This window comes from Microbacterium oxydans, assembly GCF_006540085.1.
GTDB classification, from domain to species: Bacteria; Actinomycetota; Actinomycetes; order Actinomycetales; family Microbacteriaceae; genus Microbacterium; species Microbacterium oxydans.
Genome location: NZ_BJOG01000006.1, coordinates 20,782 through 36,242, shown reverse-complemented (window position 1 = coordinate 36,242; position 15,461 = coordinate 20,782). Strand labels below are relative to the sequence as shown.

The window sequence follows — 15,461 nt, the reverse complement described above, 5'->3', positions numbered from 1 at the left end:
ACGCGGTGATCGCTTGCTACTTCTCAGCGGAGACGGTGACGCCCGTGAGGTTGATGCGGGAGTTGATCGAGTCTTCGGGGAAGCCGGACACGATGGGGCTCACGGCGGTGATGGTCTCTCCGTTGTAGAGCCAATCGGCGGCGTGGTCTTCCGAGACGATGCGCGCTGCCTGTGCCAGCAGGTCGGCGGACTTGTCGGGGTCGACCTCGGCCAGAGCCTTCGTGTACAGATCCTGCACCTCGGCGTTGTCGTAGCCGAAGTAGTAGTCGGGGTTGGCGAAGTTGCCGAAGTCGCGCGGCTCGACGTGCAGCACGAAGCTGAGGTCGTAGTCGTGGTTCGTGTACACGTCCTCCAGCCAGGTGGGGAACTCGACCGAGTTCACCTCGAGCGTCACGCCGACCTTCTTGAAGTCCGAGATCAGCACCTTGGGCACGGTCGTGCCGTAGAACGAAGGGATCGTGAGGGTCAGCTCGAGGTCCTCCTGACCGGCCTCAGCGAGGAGCTTCTTCGCCTTCTCCGGGTCGTAGGAGATCACGTCGGACAGGTCCTCGTAGCCCGGGTCGAGTTCGGGGATGGGCCCGTACAGTGCCGTGCCGGCGCCGACCGCGTCGATGAGAGCCTCATGGTCGATGGCGAGGCGCAGGGCTTCGCGCACCCGCACGTCGTCGAGCGGCGCCTTCTTGTTGTTGAACGCGAGAGTGGCCTTGTCGGTGGTGCGTCCCGTGGTGAGGGTGAAGTCCCCGGAGTCTTCGAGCTGAGGCGCGAGGTTCGGGTCGACGGCCGTGAGCACGTCGACGTCGCCGGCCAGTGCGGCGTTGACGCCGGCGGTGAAGTCGGGGATGTACTGGAACTCGACCTGGGCGACGCCGGCAGGATCCCCCCAGTAGGCGTCGTTGCGCGCGAAGGTGATGGTGCTTCCCTTGTTCCAACGCGTCAGCGTGAAGGGACCTGTGCCGTTCTCCGCGGTCTTCAGATCGGTGGTGTCGCCGGTCTTGAACACGAGACCGGCCGGGCCGGTGAGCGCGAAGAGGAAGTTCTGGTTCGGAGCCGACAGGGTGATCTGAACCGTGGTCGGGTCCGGCGCCGTGATCGCTGTGACCGACGCGAAGTCCGCGTTGCCCTGCACGGTGGCGTCCGTGCGCACGGTCTCGTACGAGGAGACGACGTCCGCCGACGTCAGCGGCGTGCCGTCGTGGAAGACCACGCCGTCGTTGAGGGTGAAGGTGTATGTGAGCCCGTCCGAGGAGACCTCGTAGTCGGAGGCGAGACGCCCCTCGATCTCGTTGTCCTGCGTGCGCGTGACGAGGCCCTCGTAGATGTTGTCGATCAGGATCTGCTCGAGTGCCGCGCCGCTGGTGTGGCGGATGTCGAGGTTGGTGGGCTCGAGGACGAGGCCGACGTGGAGAGTGGCGCTCGGGTCGGGGGCGCCGGGTGAGCTGCTGGTCTCCGGCTCGGTGGTGCCGGAGCAGGCGCTGAGGATGACGGCGGTGGCCGCGAGGGCGGATATCAGCGCGAGACGTCGGGTACGTCGGAACATGGGTGTTTCCTCTCGGTGCGGCAACTGCTGTGTGCCGTGGAATCGAGCCTAGAGATGTGAGAAGGGGTCAGGGTCGGGTGTGGAACGGAACGTCATATTCCGAGGGCGGGCACGGCGGCGTCGATCAGACCGGCGAGGGCGACCGGCGCGGTCTCCTGCACGTTGTGGGTGGCGTCGAGCACGACCACCTCAGCCGCGGGGACGCGTCGCTGGAGTTCGACGGCGTCGGCTTCACTCACGAATCCGCGTGCGGCACGCACCAGGGTGACCGGTACGGTGACCGCGGTCAGATCATCCCAGCCCGTCTCGTGCAGCACCGACGGTGCGGTCGGGGACCCGGGGTCGTGAGCGGCGAGGGCCTGGGCGGCGAGGTGTGCGAAGTGGTGCTTCCACTCCACCCGCCCGTCCTCGCGCACTCGCGTGTTCAGGAAGACACCGCGCTCTGTCTCGGGTCGGGAGCCCCCGAACCCCAGTGAGATCGCCTTGTCGACGAGCTCGTCGCGTGTCGCGAAGTCGGTCGGGCCCGCGTAGAACTCGCGCAGCGCCGCCGGGCCGGCACTCACATCGATGCCGGGAGTGATGTCGACCACGATGAGCTCGGACACCAGATCCGGTCGCGCTGCTGCCAGAGCAGCGCCGGTGAGTCCGCCGAGGGACTGCCCGACCACGACCTGCGGCCCTTCCACCCAGGCGTCGAGCGCTGCGGCCACGTCACGAGCGAGTGTGCGCGGCGTGTAGTCGACATCGTCCCGCCAGGAGGAGTCGCCGTGTCCGGCGAGATCGATCGCGAGCAGCGGCTGCTGCAGGGCGAGGGCGGTGGTGTCCCAGGTGTGTGCGTTCAGGCCGGCGCCGTGGAGCAGCGTCACACGCGGTGCTTCGCTACCGAAACGCAGGGCGCTCAGGATGCGGCCGTCGGCGAGTGGGAGGGTGAGGCGCGTGACCGGCGGAACCGGTACGCCGAGCGCTTCGGCCTGTGCGGGAAGATAGCTGAACTCGCTGTTGTCGATCGCCACCTCCACATTCTGCGCCCTCGGGAAGCGGCGTCGGAAATGCCGGACCAGTATGACAAGAGAATATTTCGTAACGTGTCGCATTATGTCGCATGAGGACCGGGTTTGATGGGCACATTGATCCAAGCTCCGGTTCGTCTGCGGCAGAGCTTCCCGCTCGTCCGCCGAATATCATGGAGTCATGAGCGAGACGCGTGTGCACCTGTCCAAGACCGAGCCGGCCGCGTACCAGGCGCTTGACGCGTTCTCGAAGACGGTGGGCCAGATCTGCGCGGCCAACGGCATCGACGACCGTCTCAAAGAACTCGTCATGATCCATTGCTCGCAGCTCAACGGCTGCGCCTACTGTGCGCGGATCCACGTCGACAGGGCGGTCGCTGCGGGCGTCGACGCCGACACACTGACCCGGATCCCCACGTGGCGTGAGAGCGGTGTCTTCAGCGAGCGGGAGCGCGCCGCTCTCGAACTCGCCGAGGCCTTCACGTTCATCTCGGAGGACGGGATCTCCGACGAGGTGTACGACCAGGTCGGAAGCGTCTTCACCGAGAAGGAGTACGCGGCGCTCAGCTGGGCATGCGTCTCGATCAACGCCTTCAACAGGATCGTGATCGCCGGCCGCTACCCGGTGCCCCCGCGAGGACCGCAGGCGGCGGGATGACGATCCTCGTCGTCGAAGGGGTCTCCAACGTCCGCGACGTGGGAGGCATGCCGGCGGAGGGCGGTCGGATCCGCTCCGGCGTCCTCCTGCGCTCCGGACAGCTCTCCGGAGCGACCACCGCGGGCGCCGCCGCATTGCGGGAGAGCGTCTCGCACATCGTCGACCTGCGAGACGGCGAAGAGGTCGCAGCCGAGCCGACGGAGATCGACGGGCCGGACACCACCCACCTCCCGCTGTTCCTCGGATCCGTCCGTTCCTTCTTCGAGGCGGACACCAGTCTCGACGACCTCTATCTCCACCTCCTCGAAGAGAGCGGGGAGCGGCTCGTCGCGGCTATCCGCATCATCGCGGCGAGCGGGCGCACGCTGGTGCACTGCACTGTGGGTAAGGACCGGACGGGCGTGACCGTCGCCCTCGCGCTCTCCGCGGTCGGTGCGGATCGGGAGGCCGTCATAGCCGACTACGCGCTCACCGAGTCTCAGCTGCCGGCTCAGCGCACCCGGTGGATCGCCGACTACCTGCGCACGCAGCACCCGGAGGCTGTGCACGCGGTGGCGCTAGCCACGCAGTCGCCGGCGCCCGTGATGCGCCGTCTGCTCGCGCAGGTCGACGAACGATGGGGCTCGGCTGCCGGGTATCTGCGCGCGCAGGGGATGACCGACGATGAGCTCGACGCCCTGGCCGTCGCACTCGTCGAGCGCGAGCAGCGGCCGGAGCGTGCATGATCATCGCGCAGCGGCTACCAGGTTAGGCAAGCCTTCACTTGGTGTACGATGAAGACACCATGAACACCTCGCTCGAGACCCGCGGCACGCGCGCCGAACGTCGCGCAGCGCGTCGGCGCGCCCATCACCTGGTGACGGCTGATGAGAACTCCCTCACGGAGCTCGAGGTGTTCCTGACGACGCTGCCACTGTGCGCCTCCGGGCGCATCTTCATCGAGGTGCCGACGGTCGCCGACATCGGCGTCATCGAGGCTCCCGGTCGCATGACGGTCACGTGGCTCGCTCGTGAGCAGCGTTCCGGGGCTCCCGGAAGCAGCCGTGCGTGCGCAGCCGGTCAGGCGCTCACCCGTGCGACCTGCGCCTGGGCGGACGAGATGATGTGCGACGACGAGATCGAGACCCACGTCACGCTGCTCGGCGGTTACCTCGGCACGGCCGACATCGTCGAGCACCTGACGAGTCATCTCGAGGTCTCGCCGACGCTGATCCGTACCCCCGAGCGTTTCGGCCTGCTGCCCGCCGACCGCTGACTCCGCGTCCGCGCGCCTGATTCGAATCGGCCACTCGCGGCCTGAGACGTCCGTGCAGAGACCGTCGTATGGTCAGCGCGTCCGTCGAACGTAGTTGCCGTCTTCGAGCCCTGCCTCGATCTCGAAGCGGTTGCGCAGGGGGTCACGCCCCGCGAGGAAGTACAGGATCGGCATCAGGAACCCGTAGCGGAGCCACTGCGCCTTGTGCACAGCCTCATGACGGAGCACGGCCTCGCTCGGTCGCACGTCTCCGGTCAGGAAGCAGCCGCCGACGCACACTCCGCCGCGATTGAACGTCCATGCCGGCATGCCCTGGAAGATCCACAGACCCGCCCGCCGTTCGACGGGTCCTGTGCTCCACAGCGAGCCCCACAGCCAGCCGACGGCGGTGCCCCACAGGTAGCCCAGGCGGCTGATCGGGGAGCGCAACAGGAAGGAGGGGATGCGGCGGTCGAGACGTCGGCCCCGGGCCAGGGCGGCACTCGCCGCGGGTCGCCAGTCAGGAGCCGTCGTCATGCCACCGCTCCGACCAGTCGCAGCAGTGCGCCGAGATCTTCGACGGCATCGGCCGGTGACCTCGGCGCGAAACCTGCGATGGTCGCGCCCGCGAGCGGCACTTCCGAGCGCAGTGCGCGGATGGCGGTGCTCAGCGCGGCGGGGGACAGCCCGAACGGCACCGACGACGAGACACCGGCGAAGTCGGACGGATCGAGCACGTCGACGTCGATGTGCACCCAGACCCGTGACGCCCCGGTCGCGCGGACCGCGCCGAGCAGCGCCTCGGGATCTGCGAGGTCGTCGACGGAGAGATTCGTCAGAGACGCGAGCTGCTCGACCTCCGCGTCATCGAGGTTCCGCATGCCCACGGTGATCACGCGATCGGCGGGGATCGCGGGCGAGAGCACGAGCTGCTCCTCGCCCTCGCCGAGCACAGCCCGCAGTGCCATGCCCGAGAAGGCACCGGAAGGGGACGTGTCCGGCGTGTGCATGTCGGCATGCGCGTCGCACCACACCACGGCGAGGTCGTCGGTTCCGCCCGGCAATGCGTCGAGCGCGGCGACGGTGATGCTGCAATCGCCCCCGATCACGACGGTGTCGGAGTCGACGTGCCCGTGCACGAGTTCACGAGTGCGCAGCAGAGCGCTCAGACGGCGTACACCTGTGCCGAGGGATTCACCGGCTTCGACAGGAACGTCGAGAACGGTCGTCGCCGCGCGGGGGAGATCTCCGGCGATCGCTGCAGCGCCGTCCGTGAGGAGCATCGCGCGCGCTGCGGGCGAGCCCTGCCACTGCGGGATGACGAGGAATCGCACCATGAGTGCCTCCGAAGAAGGGGGGACGGATGCCTCGGCCCGCGGCCGAGGCATCCGCCCGGTGATGTCAGTTGCCTTCGATGGCCTGGCGGGGAGCGCCGCCGCCGGCCTTGAGCTCGGCCAGACGTGCCTCGACCTCGGTCAGCTCGCCGAGATCCTCGAGGCTCTCGAACTGGGCGTCGAGGCTCGACGCTGCGAGCTCGATCTTGCCCTGAGCGATGGCCTCCTGGCGGCGGACCTTGTCTTCGAACCGTCCCAGCTCGCTGGTGGGGTCGAGCACGTTGATCGAGCCCACGGCGTCCTGGACGCGGGTCTGCGCCTCGGCGACCTTGGCACGGGCGAGGAGTTCGCTGCGCTTGTTCTTGAGCTCGACCAGCTTGTCCTTCATGCCGTTCAAGCCGCTCTTGAGCTTGTCCACGATCTCGGTCTGCGCCGCGATCTGCGGCTCGGCGCCGGTGGCCTCGCGCTCGGCGCTGATCTGACGCTGCAGAGCGATCTTGGCGAGGTTGTCGAACTTGTCCGCGTCGGCCGTGTTGCCGCTCGCGCGCATCTCGTCGGCCTTGCGGCTGGCGGCGAGAGCCTTGTTGCCCCACTCGGTCGATGCCTGGACGTCTTCCTCGTGGTCGCGCTCGAGCAGGCGCAGGTTGCCGATGGTCTCGGCGATCGCGGACTCGGCGTCGGCGATGCTGTTCGTGTAGTCGCGAACGAGCTGGTCGATCATCTTCTGCGGGTCTTCCGCAGAGTCCAGCAAGGAGTTGATGTTCGCGCGGACGAGGGTCGAGATACGTCCGAAGATGGACTGCTTGGTCATGCGTGGTTCCTTTCAGAGGGCGTCTTCGAGAGCTTGTCGTACATGTCTGTGTGGGGGATCAGAAGCGTCTACCTCCTGATCGGCCGCTGCGGCCGCTGCTGCGGGAGCCGCCTCCGAAACCGGAGCTCCGGAAGCCGCCGCCGGAGGAGCGCCATCCGCTGCTGCTTCCTCGACGGGAAGAGCCGCCGCCACCGCCGGCGAGCAGCCCACCGATGATGCCTCCGAGGATGTCGCCGCCGAGTCCTGAGCCGCCCGACGAGGATCCGGACCCGCCGAACGGGCCGCCGAAGCCGCCCTGGTCGTAGCCGGAAGGGGTGTACGCCTGCACGTCCGACCGCGCGGCCGACGTGGCCTGCGTCGCCAGAGCGAGCGCACGGTTCGCCTCCGCGAGCGCGGCATCCGGGTCGGTTGCCCGCAGATTCAGCGCCTGCGACAGGCTCGCCTCCGCGTTCGCGAGGCGGGTGCGCGCGGTGGAGCCCACCGTCCCTCGACGGGTCTCGATGAAGTCCCGAGCCGCGCGGATCTCGGAGTTCGCCTGCGTGAGAGTCTGCTCGAGTAGCTGCTGCACCCGGCGGGCACGTTCGACGCTCTCCCTGCCCTGTGCGATCGCGGCGTCGATCTGCGTGTTCGCGGCGGTGAGAGCCTCGAGCACTCGCTGTGGATCGCGGGCGGTACCGCTCAGATCGGTCTGCGCCGCCCCGAGCTGCTGGGCCGTGGCGGAAGCCGCAGCGGCGATGGCACCCGAGGGGTCGGGCAGCTGCTGCCCGGCTGCGAGGTCGCTCTGCAGTTCGGCGATGAGGGCACGAGATTGAGCTTCGAGCGTCGACAGCTCCGCTCCCAGCGTCGTCACCGCCTGGACGAGCTGGGCGGCCTGCGCGACGGACTGCTCGGCGGTGCGGATCGCGAACGCGGCCTCGCCTGAACGTCCGGCTGCGATGGCCTGCGCCGCCGCCTCGATCGACCGATCCGCGAGGTCGGCCCGTTCGCGTGCCTGCACGGGGTTGTCCGCGACCGTGGCGAGAGCCGCAGGGGCATAGGTGGCGGACAGCGCGTCGAGGGCAGGCTCCGCAGAGGCGAGGGCGGCGTCGAGCGCCGCGCGCTCACCGCGGACGCGCTCGAGCTCCTGCGGGGCGTTCTGCTCGAGCTTTCGGAGCTCGTCGAACGCCGCAGTGTTGTCGTCCAGGATGTCGTCGATCTCGTCGGCGATCCGGATGATGCGTATGTGCCACGCGCGGCGGTCGTGGATCGAATCCTCGATCTCGTCGTCGAGTTTCTGCTTCAGATCGAAGGCCTCGGAGATCTTCGCCTTCGCCGCATCGACGACCCGAGTGAACTCCTCGGTGGCTGCATCGCCGAACTGCGCGACGGCGAAGCCGAGCTCCTCCTTGCTCGAGGTGATGGCATCGTCCGCCTGCACGAGCGCGAGTCCTGCCTGCGTCTCGACCTGCTGGTCGGTGAGAGTGGAGAAGGGGTCGGCGGGGTCCGGTGTCTCCGGCATGGCGCCTCGCTCGCGGATCTCCGCCCGCCGGCGGGCTCCGCGCACCAGTGCCACGACGAGCCACACGAGCAGCGCGACGACGACGACGGCGACGACGATCAGCCCGATGCGGAGCGCGCCGGCGCCCCCGTCGCCCTGGATCTCGTCGGCGGCGAGAGTGATGGCGCCGACCCAATCGCCGTCCGCGGCGAAGGGGACCATCTTGTCCTCGATGCTGTCGAGCTGGCCGAAGCTCACCGGGCCGTCGGGGGCAGCGGAGATGTAGTAGCTGCGCCCGTCGACCGCGATCGCCAGGAGGTACTGTTCGGTGCCGAGGTTGTTGTTCTGCGCGACCGTGTCGGCCCACTGCACGTTGTCGGATGGGTTCGTGAAGTCGTCGACGAGCACGACGAACAGATCGGCGCTCGAATTGTCCGTCAGCTCCTGGAGCCGGGCCTCCACCGTCGCCTCTTCGTCGGCACTGAGCACTCCGGCCTGGTCGGTGACGTATCCGGCATCGAGCGTGACGGGATCGGTCGCGGATGCTGCGGAGGTGCTGAACGCACCGGCGACAACGGCGAGAGCGAGTGCGGCCAGCGTGAGCCACCGTTTCGTCATCGTGTTCCCTCCGACCGGCAGCCGAGCCCCATGCCACGAGTCTATGCACTGGGCCCGACACGCGACAGCACTCGACACGGGTTCGCCGTTCGCCCTCAGCGGAGGCACATACGCTGGAAGGCATGGACGACATCTACGGTTCCGACGTGCTCGCGGCGGGCTGGCGCGAGCGCGGCGCGAAGAAGGTGCCCCGGGTCGCGGCCGAGCCGGATCTCGTGGTCGAGGTCGCCGACGACGGCTTCTGCGGTGCGGTCACACGTGTCCAGGGCGGCAACGTCGAGTTGGAGGACCGCGTGGGCCGTCGGCGGTTGTTCCCCCTCGGCGGAGGGTTCCTCATCGACGGCGCACCCGTGAGGCTGATCGTGCCCGGTGCTGCCGATCAAGGGCGGCGGCGCACGGCATCCGGATCGTTCGTGGTGGCCGATCAGCGCGCCCGCGTCGCTCTGCCCAGCCGAATCCTCGTCGAGGGCAAGCACGATGCCGAACTCGTCGAGAAGGTGTGGGGTGCCGACCTGCGGGTCGAGGGCGTCGTCGTCGAGTTCCTCCAGGGCGTCGACCTGCTCGACGACCTGCTGGCCGCAGAGCCACCCAGCGCGACTCGGCGGTACGGCGTGCTCGTCGACCACCTCGTCCCTGGCTCGAAGGAATCGCGCATCGCCGACGAGGTCGCCCGGGGCCCGCACGGACGCCATCTGCGCATCGTCGGCCACCCGTTCGTCGATGTCTGGCAGTGTGTGACGCCTCGGGCCCTCGGCATCGCGAAGTGGCCGGAGATCCCGCGCGGCATCGAGTGGAAGGTCGGCATCTGCCGTGCCTTCGGCTGGCCGCACGAGACGCAGGCCGACATCGCGCGCGCGTGGCAGCACATCCTCTCCAAGGTCACGACCTACCGGGACCTGGAACCGGCGCTGCTGGGCCGTGTGGAGGAGCTCATCGACTTCGTCACCGCGCCGACGGCCTGAGCCCGGGAATCGGGGACGCCGGAGCGACGGACGTCGACGGCTACCCTGGAAACATGCCCGAACCCCGTACCTTCCGAGACGAGCCGGTGTCGTTCGTGCGCCGCAGCGGCCGGATGTCCGACGCGCAGGAGCGCGCCTTCGCCGAGCTCGGCCCGCACTATCTACTCGACGTTCCGCGTGACGTCGCCTGGACCTCCGTGCACCCCGAGGCGCGCCTCGATCCTGCGACCGAGTACGGGCGCACCGCTGACCTCTACGTGGAGGTCGGATCGGGCCAAGGCCACGCGATCGTGGCCGCGGCCTCGTCGCGCCCCGAGGACGACTTCCTCGCCGTCGAGGTGTTCCGCGCCGGCCTCGCCAGGACCATGCTCGACGCCGACAGGGAGGGCGCACGCAACCTGCGCGTCGTCGAGGCGAATGCGCCGGAGGTCCTCTCATCGTTCCTCCCTGAGGCGGCAGCACGCGAGGTGTGGATCTTCTTCCCTGACCCCTGGCACAAGAAGAAGCACACCAAGCGACGCCTGGTGAGACCGGGATTCGGCGACGCCGCAGCGCGAGCGCTCCGTGACGGCGGCCTGCTGAGGCTCGCGACCGACTGGGAGGACTACGCCCTGCAGATGCGCGATGTGCTCGACGCGGATCCGCTGTTCGAGCGCGCATTCGAGGGGGAGTGGGCCGAACGCTTCGACGGTCGCGTCATGACCGCGTTCGAGCGCAAGGGCATCGCGAAGGGACGGGATATCCGCGATCTCGTGTACCGGCGCAGGACCCGCGCGTGACCGACACGCGGCGCGACACGGCGTCGAGGACGGGGCTCCTTCCCGCGCTGCTCGTGTGCGCCGCTGCTCCGGCATTCTTCGTGCTGGAGATCCCGTGGCTGGGCTGGACGCTCCTCGCCGCCGGCATCGCAGTCGCCGGTCTCCTCGAACGCCGTGTCGTCGAACGTCGCGGCGGTGAGCGGGGCGCGGATCCAGCCGGGAGCCCACGCCGTCCTTCGCTCACCCGCGATCTCTCGCTGATCGCGATCGGCATGCTGATCGTGAGCATCATCCCGCTGGCAGCGGAACTCGACAACCTCGCGATGCTGCGGTTCACGCTCGCCCTGGGCGGCGCGGTGGCGGTGCCCTACCTGGTCTCGAGGTTCGTCTATCGAGACCGTGCCATCGGCTTCCCCTGGCGCACGCACAAGCGCTGGGGACGGCTGCAATGGGGGTGGCTCGTGGCGGTGCTCCTGCTGGGGTGGCTGATCCTGCCCTTCTACTTCATAACCAGCGGGGTGTACCAGAACTGGCCGGTCGTGGACACTCCTGACCTCATCGCCCGTCTCTTCGTCGGGGTCGGCGCCGTGGGCATCTGGGACGAGCTGTTCTTCATCTGCACCGTGTTCGCCCTGCTGCGCCGACACTTTCCCGACCTGCTCGCCAACGTCCTGCAGGCCATCGTTTTCGTCTCCTTCCTGTGGGAGCTGGGCTACCGAGAGTGGGGACCCCTGTTGACGATCCCGTTCGCCCTGCTGCAGGGGTACATCTTCGTGCGGACGCACTCGCTGGCCTATGTCGTGACGGTGCACCTGCTCTTCGATGCTGTGGTGTTCGCCGTGCTGGTACACGCACACAACCCGGGACTTCTTCCGATCTTCCTCCTGTGACGAGGAGGTTCGTGCGCGCCGGTGCTGTCGGCTTGCTCCCGGCCCCCGGGAACGGAAGAATCAGCCCATGCTCATCGTCGGTCTCGTCCTCGCCGCCGCAGCTGCGGCCTTCCACGTCTTCATCTTCGCGCTCGAGTCGCTGCGGTGGACCGAGCCGGAGACGAGGAAGATCTTCGGCGTCCCCAGCGAGGCGGACGCGGTCACGATGAAGCAGCTGGCCTTCAACCAGGGCTTCTACAACCTCTTCCTCGCACTGACGGCCCTGCTCGGCATCGGCCTCGTGATCGTCGGAGCCGAGACGGCGGGGCTCACCCTCGTCTTCGCCGGAACCGGGATGATGCTCGCCGCCGCGCTCGTGCTCGTGCTCTCCGATCGGACCAAGGTGCGTGCTGCAGCGATGCAGGGAACCCTGCCGTTGCTCGCTGTCGTGGTCACCGCGATCGGCCTCGCGATCCGGTGACGATCGAGGGGTGACATCCACGTCGGCACCGGTCACACTCGTTGCATGGCCGATTGGGTGCTGCACGTGGACATGGATCAGTTCATCGCCGCGGTGGAGGTGCTGCGCAGACCGGAGCTGGCCGGTCGCCCGGTGATCGTGGGCGGACGCGGCGATCCGACCGAGCGGGCGGTGGTGTCGACCGCTTCCTACGAAGCCCGTGCGTTCGGGATCGGCTCGGGCATGCCGTTGAAGATCGCGGCGCGGAAGGCGCCGGACGATGCCGTGTTCCTCCCGGTCGATCGGGACGCCTACGCTCGGGCATCCGACGAGGTCATGGCTGCTCTCCGTGCGCTGCCGGACGTGGTGCTCGAAGTGGTGGGATGGGACGAGTGCTTCCTCGGGGTGCAGACGGACTCTCCCGAAGGCGTGGCCTCGTCCGCGCAGGAAGCGGTGTTCGAGGCGACACAGCTGCACTGCTCGGTGGGGATCGGGGACAACAGGGTCAGGGCGAAGATCGCCACCGAGTTCGGCAAGCCCCGCGGTGTGTTCCGCCTCACCGCGGACAACTGGTTCGAAGTGATGGGCGACAAGCCGACGCGCGACCTCTGGGGTGTCGGGCCGAAGGTGCAGAAGCGTCTCGCGGTCCACGGCATCGCGACGGTGCGAGATCTCGCCGAGGCGGACGAGCAGACCCTCGTGACCGAGTTCGGACCGCGGATGGGCGTCTGGTACCACGGGCTGGGTTCAGGGATCGGCCCGAGCAGCGTCGACGACACGCCGTGGGTTGCGCGAAGCCACAGCCGGGAGACGACGTACCAGGAGAACCTCACGACGCCGGAGCAGGTCGATGCGGCGATCCGCGATCTCGCCGCCCACGCGTTCGACGACTGCGCGGTGGAGGGGCGGCCGGTCGTCCGCGTGCACCTCAAGGTGCGATATGCCCCGTTCGAGACCAAGACCTTCGGCCGCAAGCTCTCCGCGCCGACCACGGACCGCGCGGAGTTCGTCGCGGTTGCCGCGGCGCTCGCCGGCGCGCTCGATCCGGAGCGAGAGGTGCGACTGCTCGGAGTCCGCGCGGAGATGACGGCGCCCGAGGACGACGGCGTCGAGCGCACACCGGTGCGGGGAAGGATCTGACCCCGCACCGGGACATCGAGGGAAGCGTCGTCCGCTCAGGGGCGGAGCACGGCCGCGACCGCGCTCACCTCGATCAGGGCACCCGGGACTCCGAGGCCCGCCACGAGCGCCGCGGTGACGAGGGGCGGGGCTCCGTCCCGCGCCAGCCGTGAGGCGACCGCACCGTACGCCGCGCGCAGGTCCGCGTCCTGATGGATCAGCACCGTCCAGCTGATCACGTCTTCGAGCCCTGCACCCACGGACTCGAGGGCGATCCTGGCGTTCTCGACGGCGCGAGCGGACTGCTCGCCGGCATCGCTCGAGACGACGGCTCCGGTGACGTCGACACCGTTCTGGCCGCCGACGTACACCGTCGTCGCCCCTGGCGGGACGACGGCCACATGGCTGAATGCAGGACTGACGACGAGCCCATCGGGCTGTCCGAGTGTGATCTCCATGGCCACACTCTGCACCGGGGCGCCGACATCCGGAAGCCCCTCGTCGGCGTGCAGCTCAGAAGCGCAGCAGCACCTTGCCGACGCGACCCGGGGTGTCGCTCGCACGCACGGCCGCGCTGATGTCGGCGGCGTCGAAGATGCCGGCCACGGGCAACGTCAGGCTGCCGTCGGCGAGGCGCTGGAACAGCTCGCCGAACAGTGCGCTGCGGGTGGCCTGATCGAGGCTCGGGATCACCTTGCTGCCCCAGAAGCCCTTCACTGTGGCCTGCTTGAAGATCACGTCGGAGGAGGCGATCTCCATGGTGGGGCAGTCCATCGCTCCGAACGCGACCAACGTGCCGCCTTCCGCGAGCAGCGAGAGAACCTGGCCGGCGGATGCACCGCCGACGGAATCGACGCCGGCGGTGATCGGTGCACCTCCGGTGATCGCCTCGACCTGCTCCTTCCAATCGGGCTGATCGGTCGCGACGATCCTGTCGATGCCCTGTGCGCGGAGCTCGTCGACCCCCGCTGTCCGACGCACCAGCCCGAGTACGTTCACTCCACGCGCTGAGCCGAGCTGAGCGAGCATGCGTCCGACAGCTCCGTTCGCGGCGTTCTGCACGATCCAGCCGCCGGCCTGCACATCGAGGAAGTCCAGCAGCGTGATCGCGCTGAAGGGCATCGAGACCAGCTGAGCCGCCGTCTCGTCAGGAAGGCCGTCCGGGATCGGGATCAGTCCGGCGGCATTCGTCACGATGTACTCGGCCCAGGCGCCGAAGGTTCCGCCGGTGGCCACGCGCTGGCCCACCTCGAGGTGCTCGACTCCGGCACCGAGCGCGTCGACGACGCCGAGGGCCTCGGTCCCCGACGCGGCGGGGAGCTCCGGCTTGAAGCCGTATGTGCCGCGAACGGTCCACAGGTCGTGGTTGTGGATGGGGGAGAGCACGATCCGCAGACGGACCTGGCCTTCGCCGGGCTCCGGAAGAGGTCGATCTTCGACTCGGAGGACTTCCTCCGGAGTGCCGAAGGTGGGGTGGATGAGTGCGCGCATGGCGATTCCGTTCTCTCTCGGGGTGTCGATCAGGGCCGGTCGCTCTGGTGGGCGTCGGCGAGATCTTTCGTGGTCTTCTGAAGGCGGTCGGTGATGTCGTGCAGTTCGGCGATGAGCTGACGGCGATGCTCCTCGTCCTGGAGCCCGGAGATCGACGCGATGGTGGTGTGGATGGGGGCCACCTCGGCCCGCAGGTCCTGGCCCTTGTCGGTGAGGGTCACCGTCACCACACGCTCGTCGTCGCGGCCGCGTGTCCTGGTCACGAGTCCGGCCTGCTCGAGTCGCCGGACGAGGGGGGAGAGCGTGCCGGAGTCCAGGCGCATCACCGCCCCCAGCGACCCGATCGTCTGCTCGCCGTCGAGCCAGAGTGCGGCGAGCACCAGATACTGCGGATACGTCAGACCCCAGGGGGCGAGCAGCGTCCGGTATGCCTGCGTGGTGGCACGCGCGGCGGAGTACAGGGAGAAGCAGAGCATCTCATCGGTCATCGGCACCAAGATAGCATTGCACGTCATTCAATTGTGCACAACTCGAATGGGCGCGAGGAGGGCGCGACCGATCCGACCGGGCGCGCCCTCCTGGGTTCAGCTGAGCGCCTTGGCCTTGATGGCTTCGTACTCCCCGGCCGTGATGGTGCCGGAATCGAGGAGTGCCCTCGCCTTGGCGATCTCGTCGCTCGGGCTCGTGCCGGCGACCTGCTGGATGTAGGCGTCAGCGGCGCTGCGAACGTTCGCGGCCTCCGCATCGCTCCGCTCGGCCATGCCGGAGCCCCGAGCGATCAGATACACCAGCACCGTGAGGAACGGGACGAAGATCAGGAAGACGATCCACACTGCCTTCCACCAGCCGTTGAGCTGCCGGTCGCGGAAGAGATCTCCGACGATCGCGAACAGCGCGAACAGGTACGAGATGAAGACGAACGCCAGCAGGAACCACCAGATGATGTCCCAGAACGATCCCCAAAAACCCATGTGTACTCCTTCTTGAACCGGCCCGCCCGGTGGCGGCCCCGTCGGACGATACTCGGCACGCGCCAGCACGCGCACCGATTCCCGGTGGAGTTCACCAGGGTGAGCCGATCGTGCGTTCACTCGATCCCCGCATGCCCCCGCAGTACGCTTCA

General features: G+C 68.5%; 18 protein-coding genes. 8 read left to right on the top strand and 10 right to left on the bottom strand.

Annotated features, from left to right (window positions below; translation table 11 throughout):
* Positions 1-16 precede the first annotated feature (16 nt).
* The gene (locus MOX01_RS13020) at positions 17-1,537 is read right to left on the bottom strand and encodes an ABC transporter substrate-binding protein (protein WP_046749456.1); all 1,521 of its coding nucleotides are present in this window, start codon (positions 1,535-1,537) and stop codon (positions 17-19) included.
* A 92-nt stretch (positions 1,538-1,629) separates the two neighbouring features.
* Positions 1,630-2,556, bottom strand: a complete 927-nt coding sequence (locus MOX01_RS13015) for an alpha/beta fold hydrolase (protein ID WP_061017274.1) — start codon at positions 2,554-2,556, stop codon at positions 1,630-1,632.
* A 172-nt stretch (positions 2,557-2,728) separates the two neighbouring features.
* Here MOX01_RS13015 and MOX01_RS13010 point away from each other — a divergent pair, with 172 nt between their 5' ends.
* The 3 genes from MOX01_RS13010 to MOX01_RS13000 are packed head-to-tail and all read left to right on the top strand — an operon-like array spanning position 2,729 to position 4,460.
* Complete coding sequence (locus tag MOX01_RS13010) at positions 2,729-3,205, top strand: carboxymuconolactone decarboxylase family protein (RefSeq protein ID WP_141370052.1); 477 nt, start codon at positions 2,729-2,731, stop codon at positions 3,203-3,205.
* Positions 3,202-3,930 carry a tyrosine-protein phosphatase gene (locus MOX01_RS13005; RefSeq protein ID WP_082682561.1) on the top strand — a complete coding sequence of 243 codons (729 nt, stop codon included), beginning with the start codon at positions 3,202-3,204 and terminating at the stop codon, positions 3,928-3,930. The genes MOX01_RS13010 and MOX01_RS13005 overlap by 4 nt, the downstream gene beginning before the upstream one ends.
* Positions 3,931-3,989: 59 nt before the next feature.
* The gene (locus MOX01_RS13000) at positions 3,990-4,460 is read left to right on the top strand and encodes an SIP domain-containing protein (RefSeq protein WP_046749452.1); all 471 of its coding nucleotides are present in this window, start codon (positions 3,990-3,992) and stop codon (positions 4,458-4,460) included.
* A 72-nt stretch (positions 4,461-4,532) separates the two neighbouring features.
* Here MOX01_RS13000 and MOX01_RS12995 read toward each other — a convergent pair whose 3' ends face one another.
* From MOX01_RS12995 to MOX01_RS12980, 4 genes are all read right to left on the bottom strand, one after another.
* Entirely contained in the window at positions 4,533-4,976 is a 444-nt protein-coding gene (locus MOX01_RS12995; RefSeq protein WP_058631339.1) for a hypothetical protein, read from the bottom strand.
* The gene (locus MOX01_RS12990; protein WP_141370050.1) at positions 4,973-5,776 is read right to left on the bottom strand and encodes an arginase family protein; all 804 of its coding nucleotides are present in this window, start codon (positions 5,774-5,776) and stop codon (positions 4,973-4,975) included. The genes MOX01_RS12995 and MOX01_RS12990 overlap by 4 nt, the downstream gene beginning before the upstream one ends.
* 64 nt (positions 5,777-5,840) lie before the next feature.
* Complete coding sequence (locus MOX01_RS12985) at positions 5,841-6,584, bottom strand: PspA/IM30 family protein (RefSeq protein WP_046749449.1); 744 nt, start codon at positions 6,582-6,584, stop codon at positions 5,841-5,843.
* A 58-nt stretch (positions 6,585-6,642) separates the two neighbouring features.
* The gene (locus MOX01_RS12980) at positions 6,643-8,679 is read right to left on the bottom strand and encodes a TPM domain-containing protein (RefSeq protein ID WP_058631338.1); all 2,037 of its coding nucleotides are present in this window, start codon (positions 8,677-8,679) and stop codon (positions 6,643-6,645) included.
* Between the two features lie 122 nt (positions 8,680-8,801).
* Here MOX01_RS12980 and MOX01_RS12975 point away from each other — a divergent pair, with 122 nt between their 5' ends.
* The 5 genes from MOX01_RS12975 to MOX01_RS12955 all read left to right on the top strand — a co-directional run bounded on the left by MOX01_RS12975 (position 8,802) and on the right by MOX01_RS12955 (position 12,868).
* Positions 8,802-9,641, top strand: coding sequence for a DUF3097 domain-containing protein (locus MOX01_RS12975; RefSeq protein WP_141370048.1), 840 nt, complete (start codon positions 8,802-8,804; stop codon positions 9,639-9,641).
* Between the two features lie 53 nt (positions 9,642-9,694).
* A complete protein-coding gene (trmB, locus tag MOX01_RS12970) occupies positions 9,695-10,420 on the top strand; it encodes a tRNA (guanosine(46)-N7)-methyltransferase TrmB (RefSeq protein WP_046749446.1) in 726 nt (241 codons plus the stop codon).
* Positions 10,417-11,289: a CPBP family intramembrane glutamic endopeptidase gene (locus MOX01_RS12965; RefSeq protein ID WP_141370046.1), complete on the top strand. Its 873-nt coding sequence runs from the start codon at positions 10,417-10,419 to the stop codon at positions 11,287-11,289. The genes trmB and MOX01_RS12965 overlap by 4 nt, the downstream gene beginning before the upstream one ends.
* A gap of 67 nt (positions 11,290-11,356) precedes the next feature.
* A complete protein-coding gene (locus MOX01_RS12960; RefSeq protein ID WP_061015248.1) occupies positions 11,357-11,749 on the top strand; it encodes a DUF1304 domain-containing protein in 393 nt (130 codons plus the stop codon).
* A gap of 45 nt (positions 11,750-11,794) precedes the next feature.
* A complete protein-coding gene (locus MOX01_RS12955) occupies positions 11,795-12,868 on the top strand; it encodes a DNA polymerase IV (RefSeq protein ID WP_061015249.1) in 1,074 nt (357 codons plus the stop codon).
* A gap of 35 nt (positions 12,869-12,903) precedes the next feature.
* On the opposite strand, the gene MOX01_RS12950 is transcribed toward MOX01_RS12955, so the two are convergent.
* From MOX01_RS12950 to MOX01_RS12935, 4 genes are all read right to left on the bottom strand, one after another.
* A complete protein-coding gene (locus MOX01_RS12950; RefSeq protein ID WP_046749442.1) occupies positions 12,904-13,305 on the bottom strand; it encodes a RidA family protein in 402 nt (133 codons plus the stop codon).
* A gap of 55 nt (positions 13,306-13,360) precedes the next feature.
* Positions 13,361-14,338, bottom strand: a complete 978-nt coding sequence (locus MOX01_RS12945) for a zinc-binding dehydrogenase (protein ID WP_141370044.1) — start codon at positions 14,336-14,338, stop codon at positions 13,361-13,363.
* A gap of 29 nt (positions 14,339-14,367) precedes the next feature.
* The gene (locus MOX01_RS12940; RefSeq protein WP_227750928.1) at positions 14,368-14,826 is read right to left on the bottom strand and encodes a MarR family winged helix-turn-helix transcriptional regulator; all 459 of its coding nucleotides are present in this window, start codon (positions 14,824-14,826) and stop codon (positions 14,368-14,370) included.
* Positions 14,827-14,922: 96 nt separating this feature from the next.
* Positions 14,923-15,309: an SHOCT domain-containing protein gene (locus MOX01_RS12935; RefSeq protein ID WP_058631330.1), complete on the bottom strand. Its 387-nt coding sequence runs from the start codon at positions 15,307-15,309 to the stop codon at positions 14,923-14,925.
* Positions 15,310-15,461: the final 152 nt, after the last annotated feature.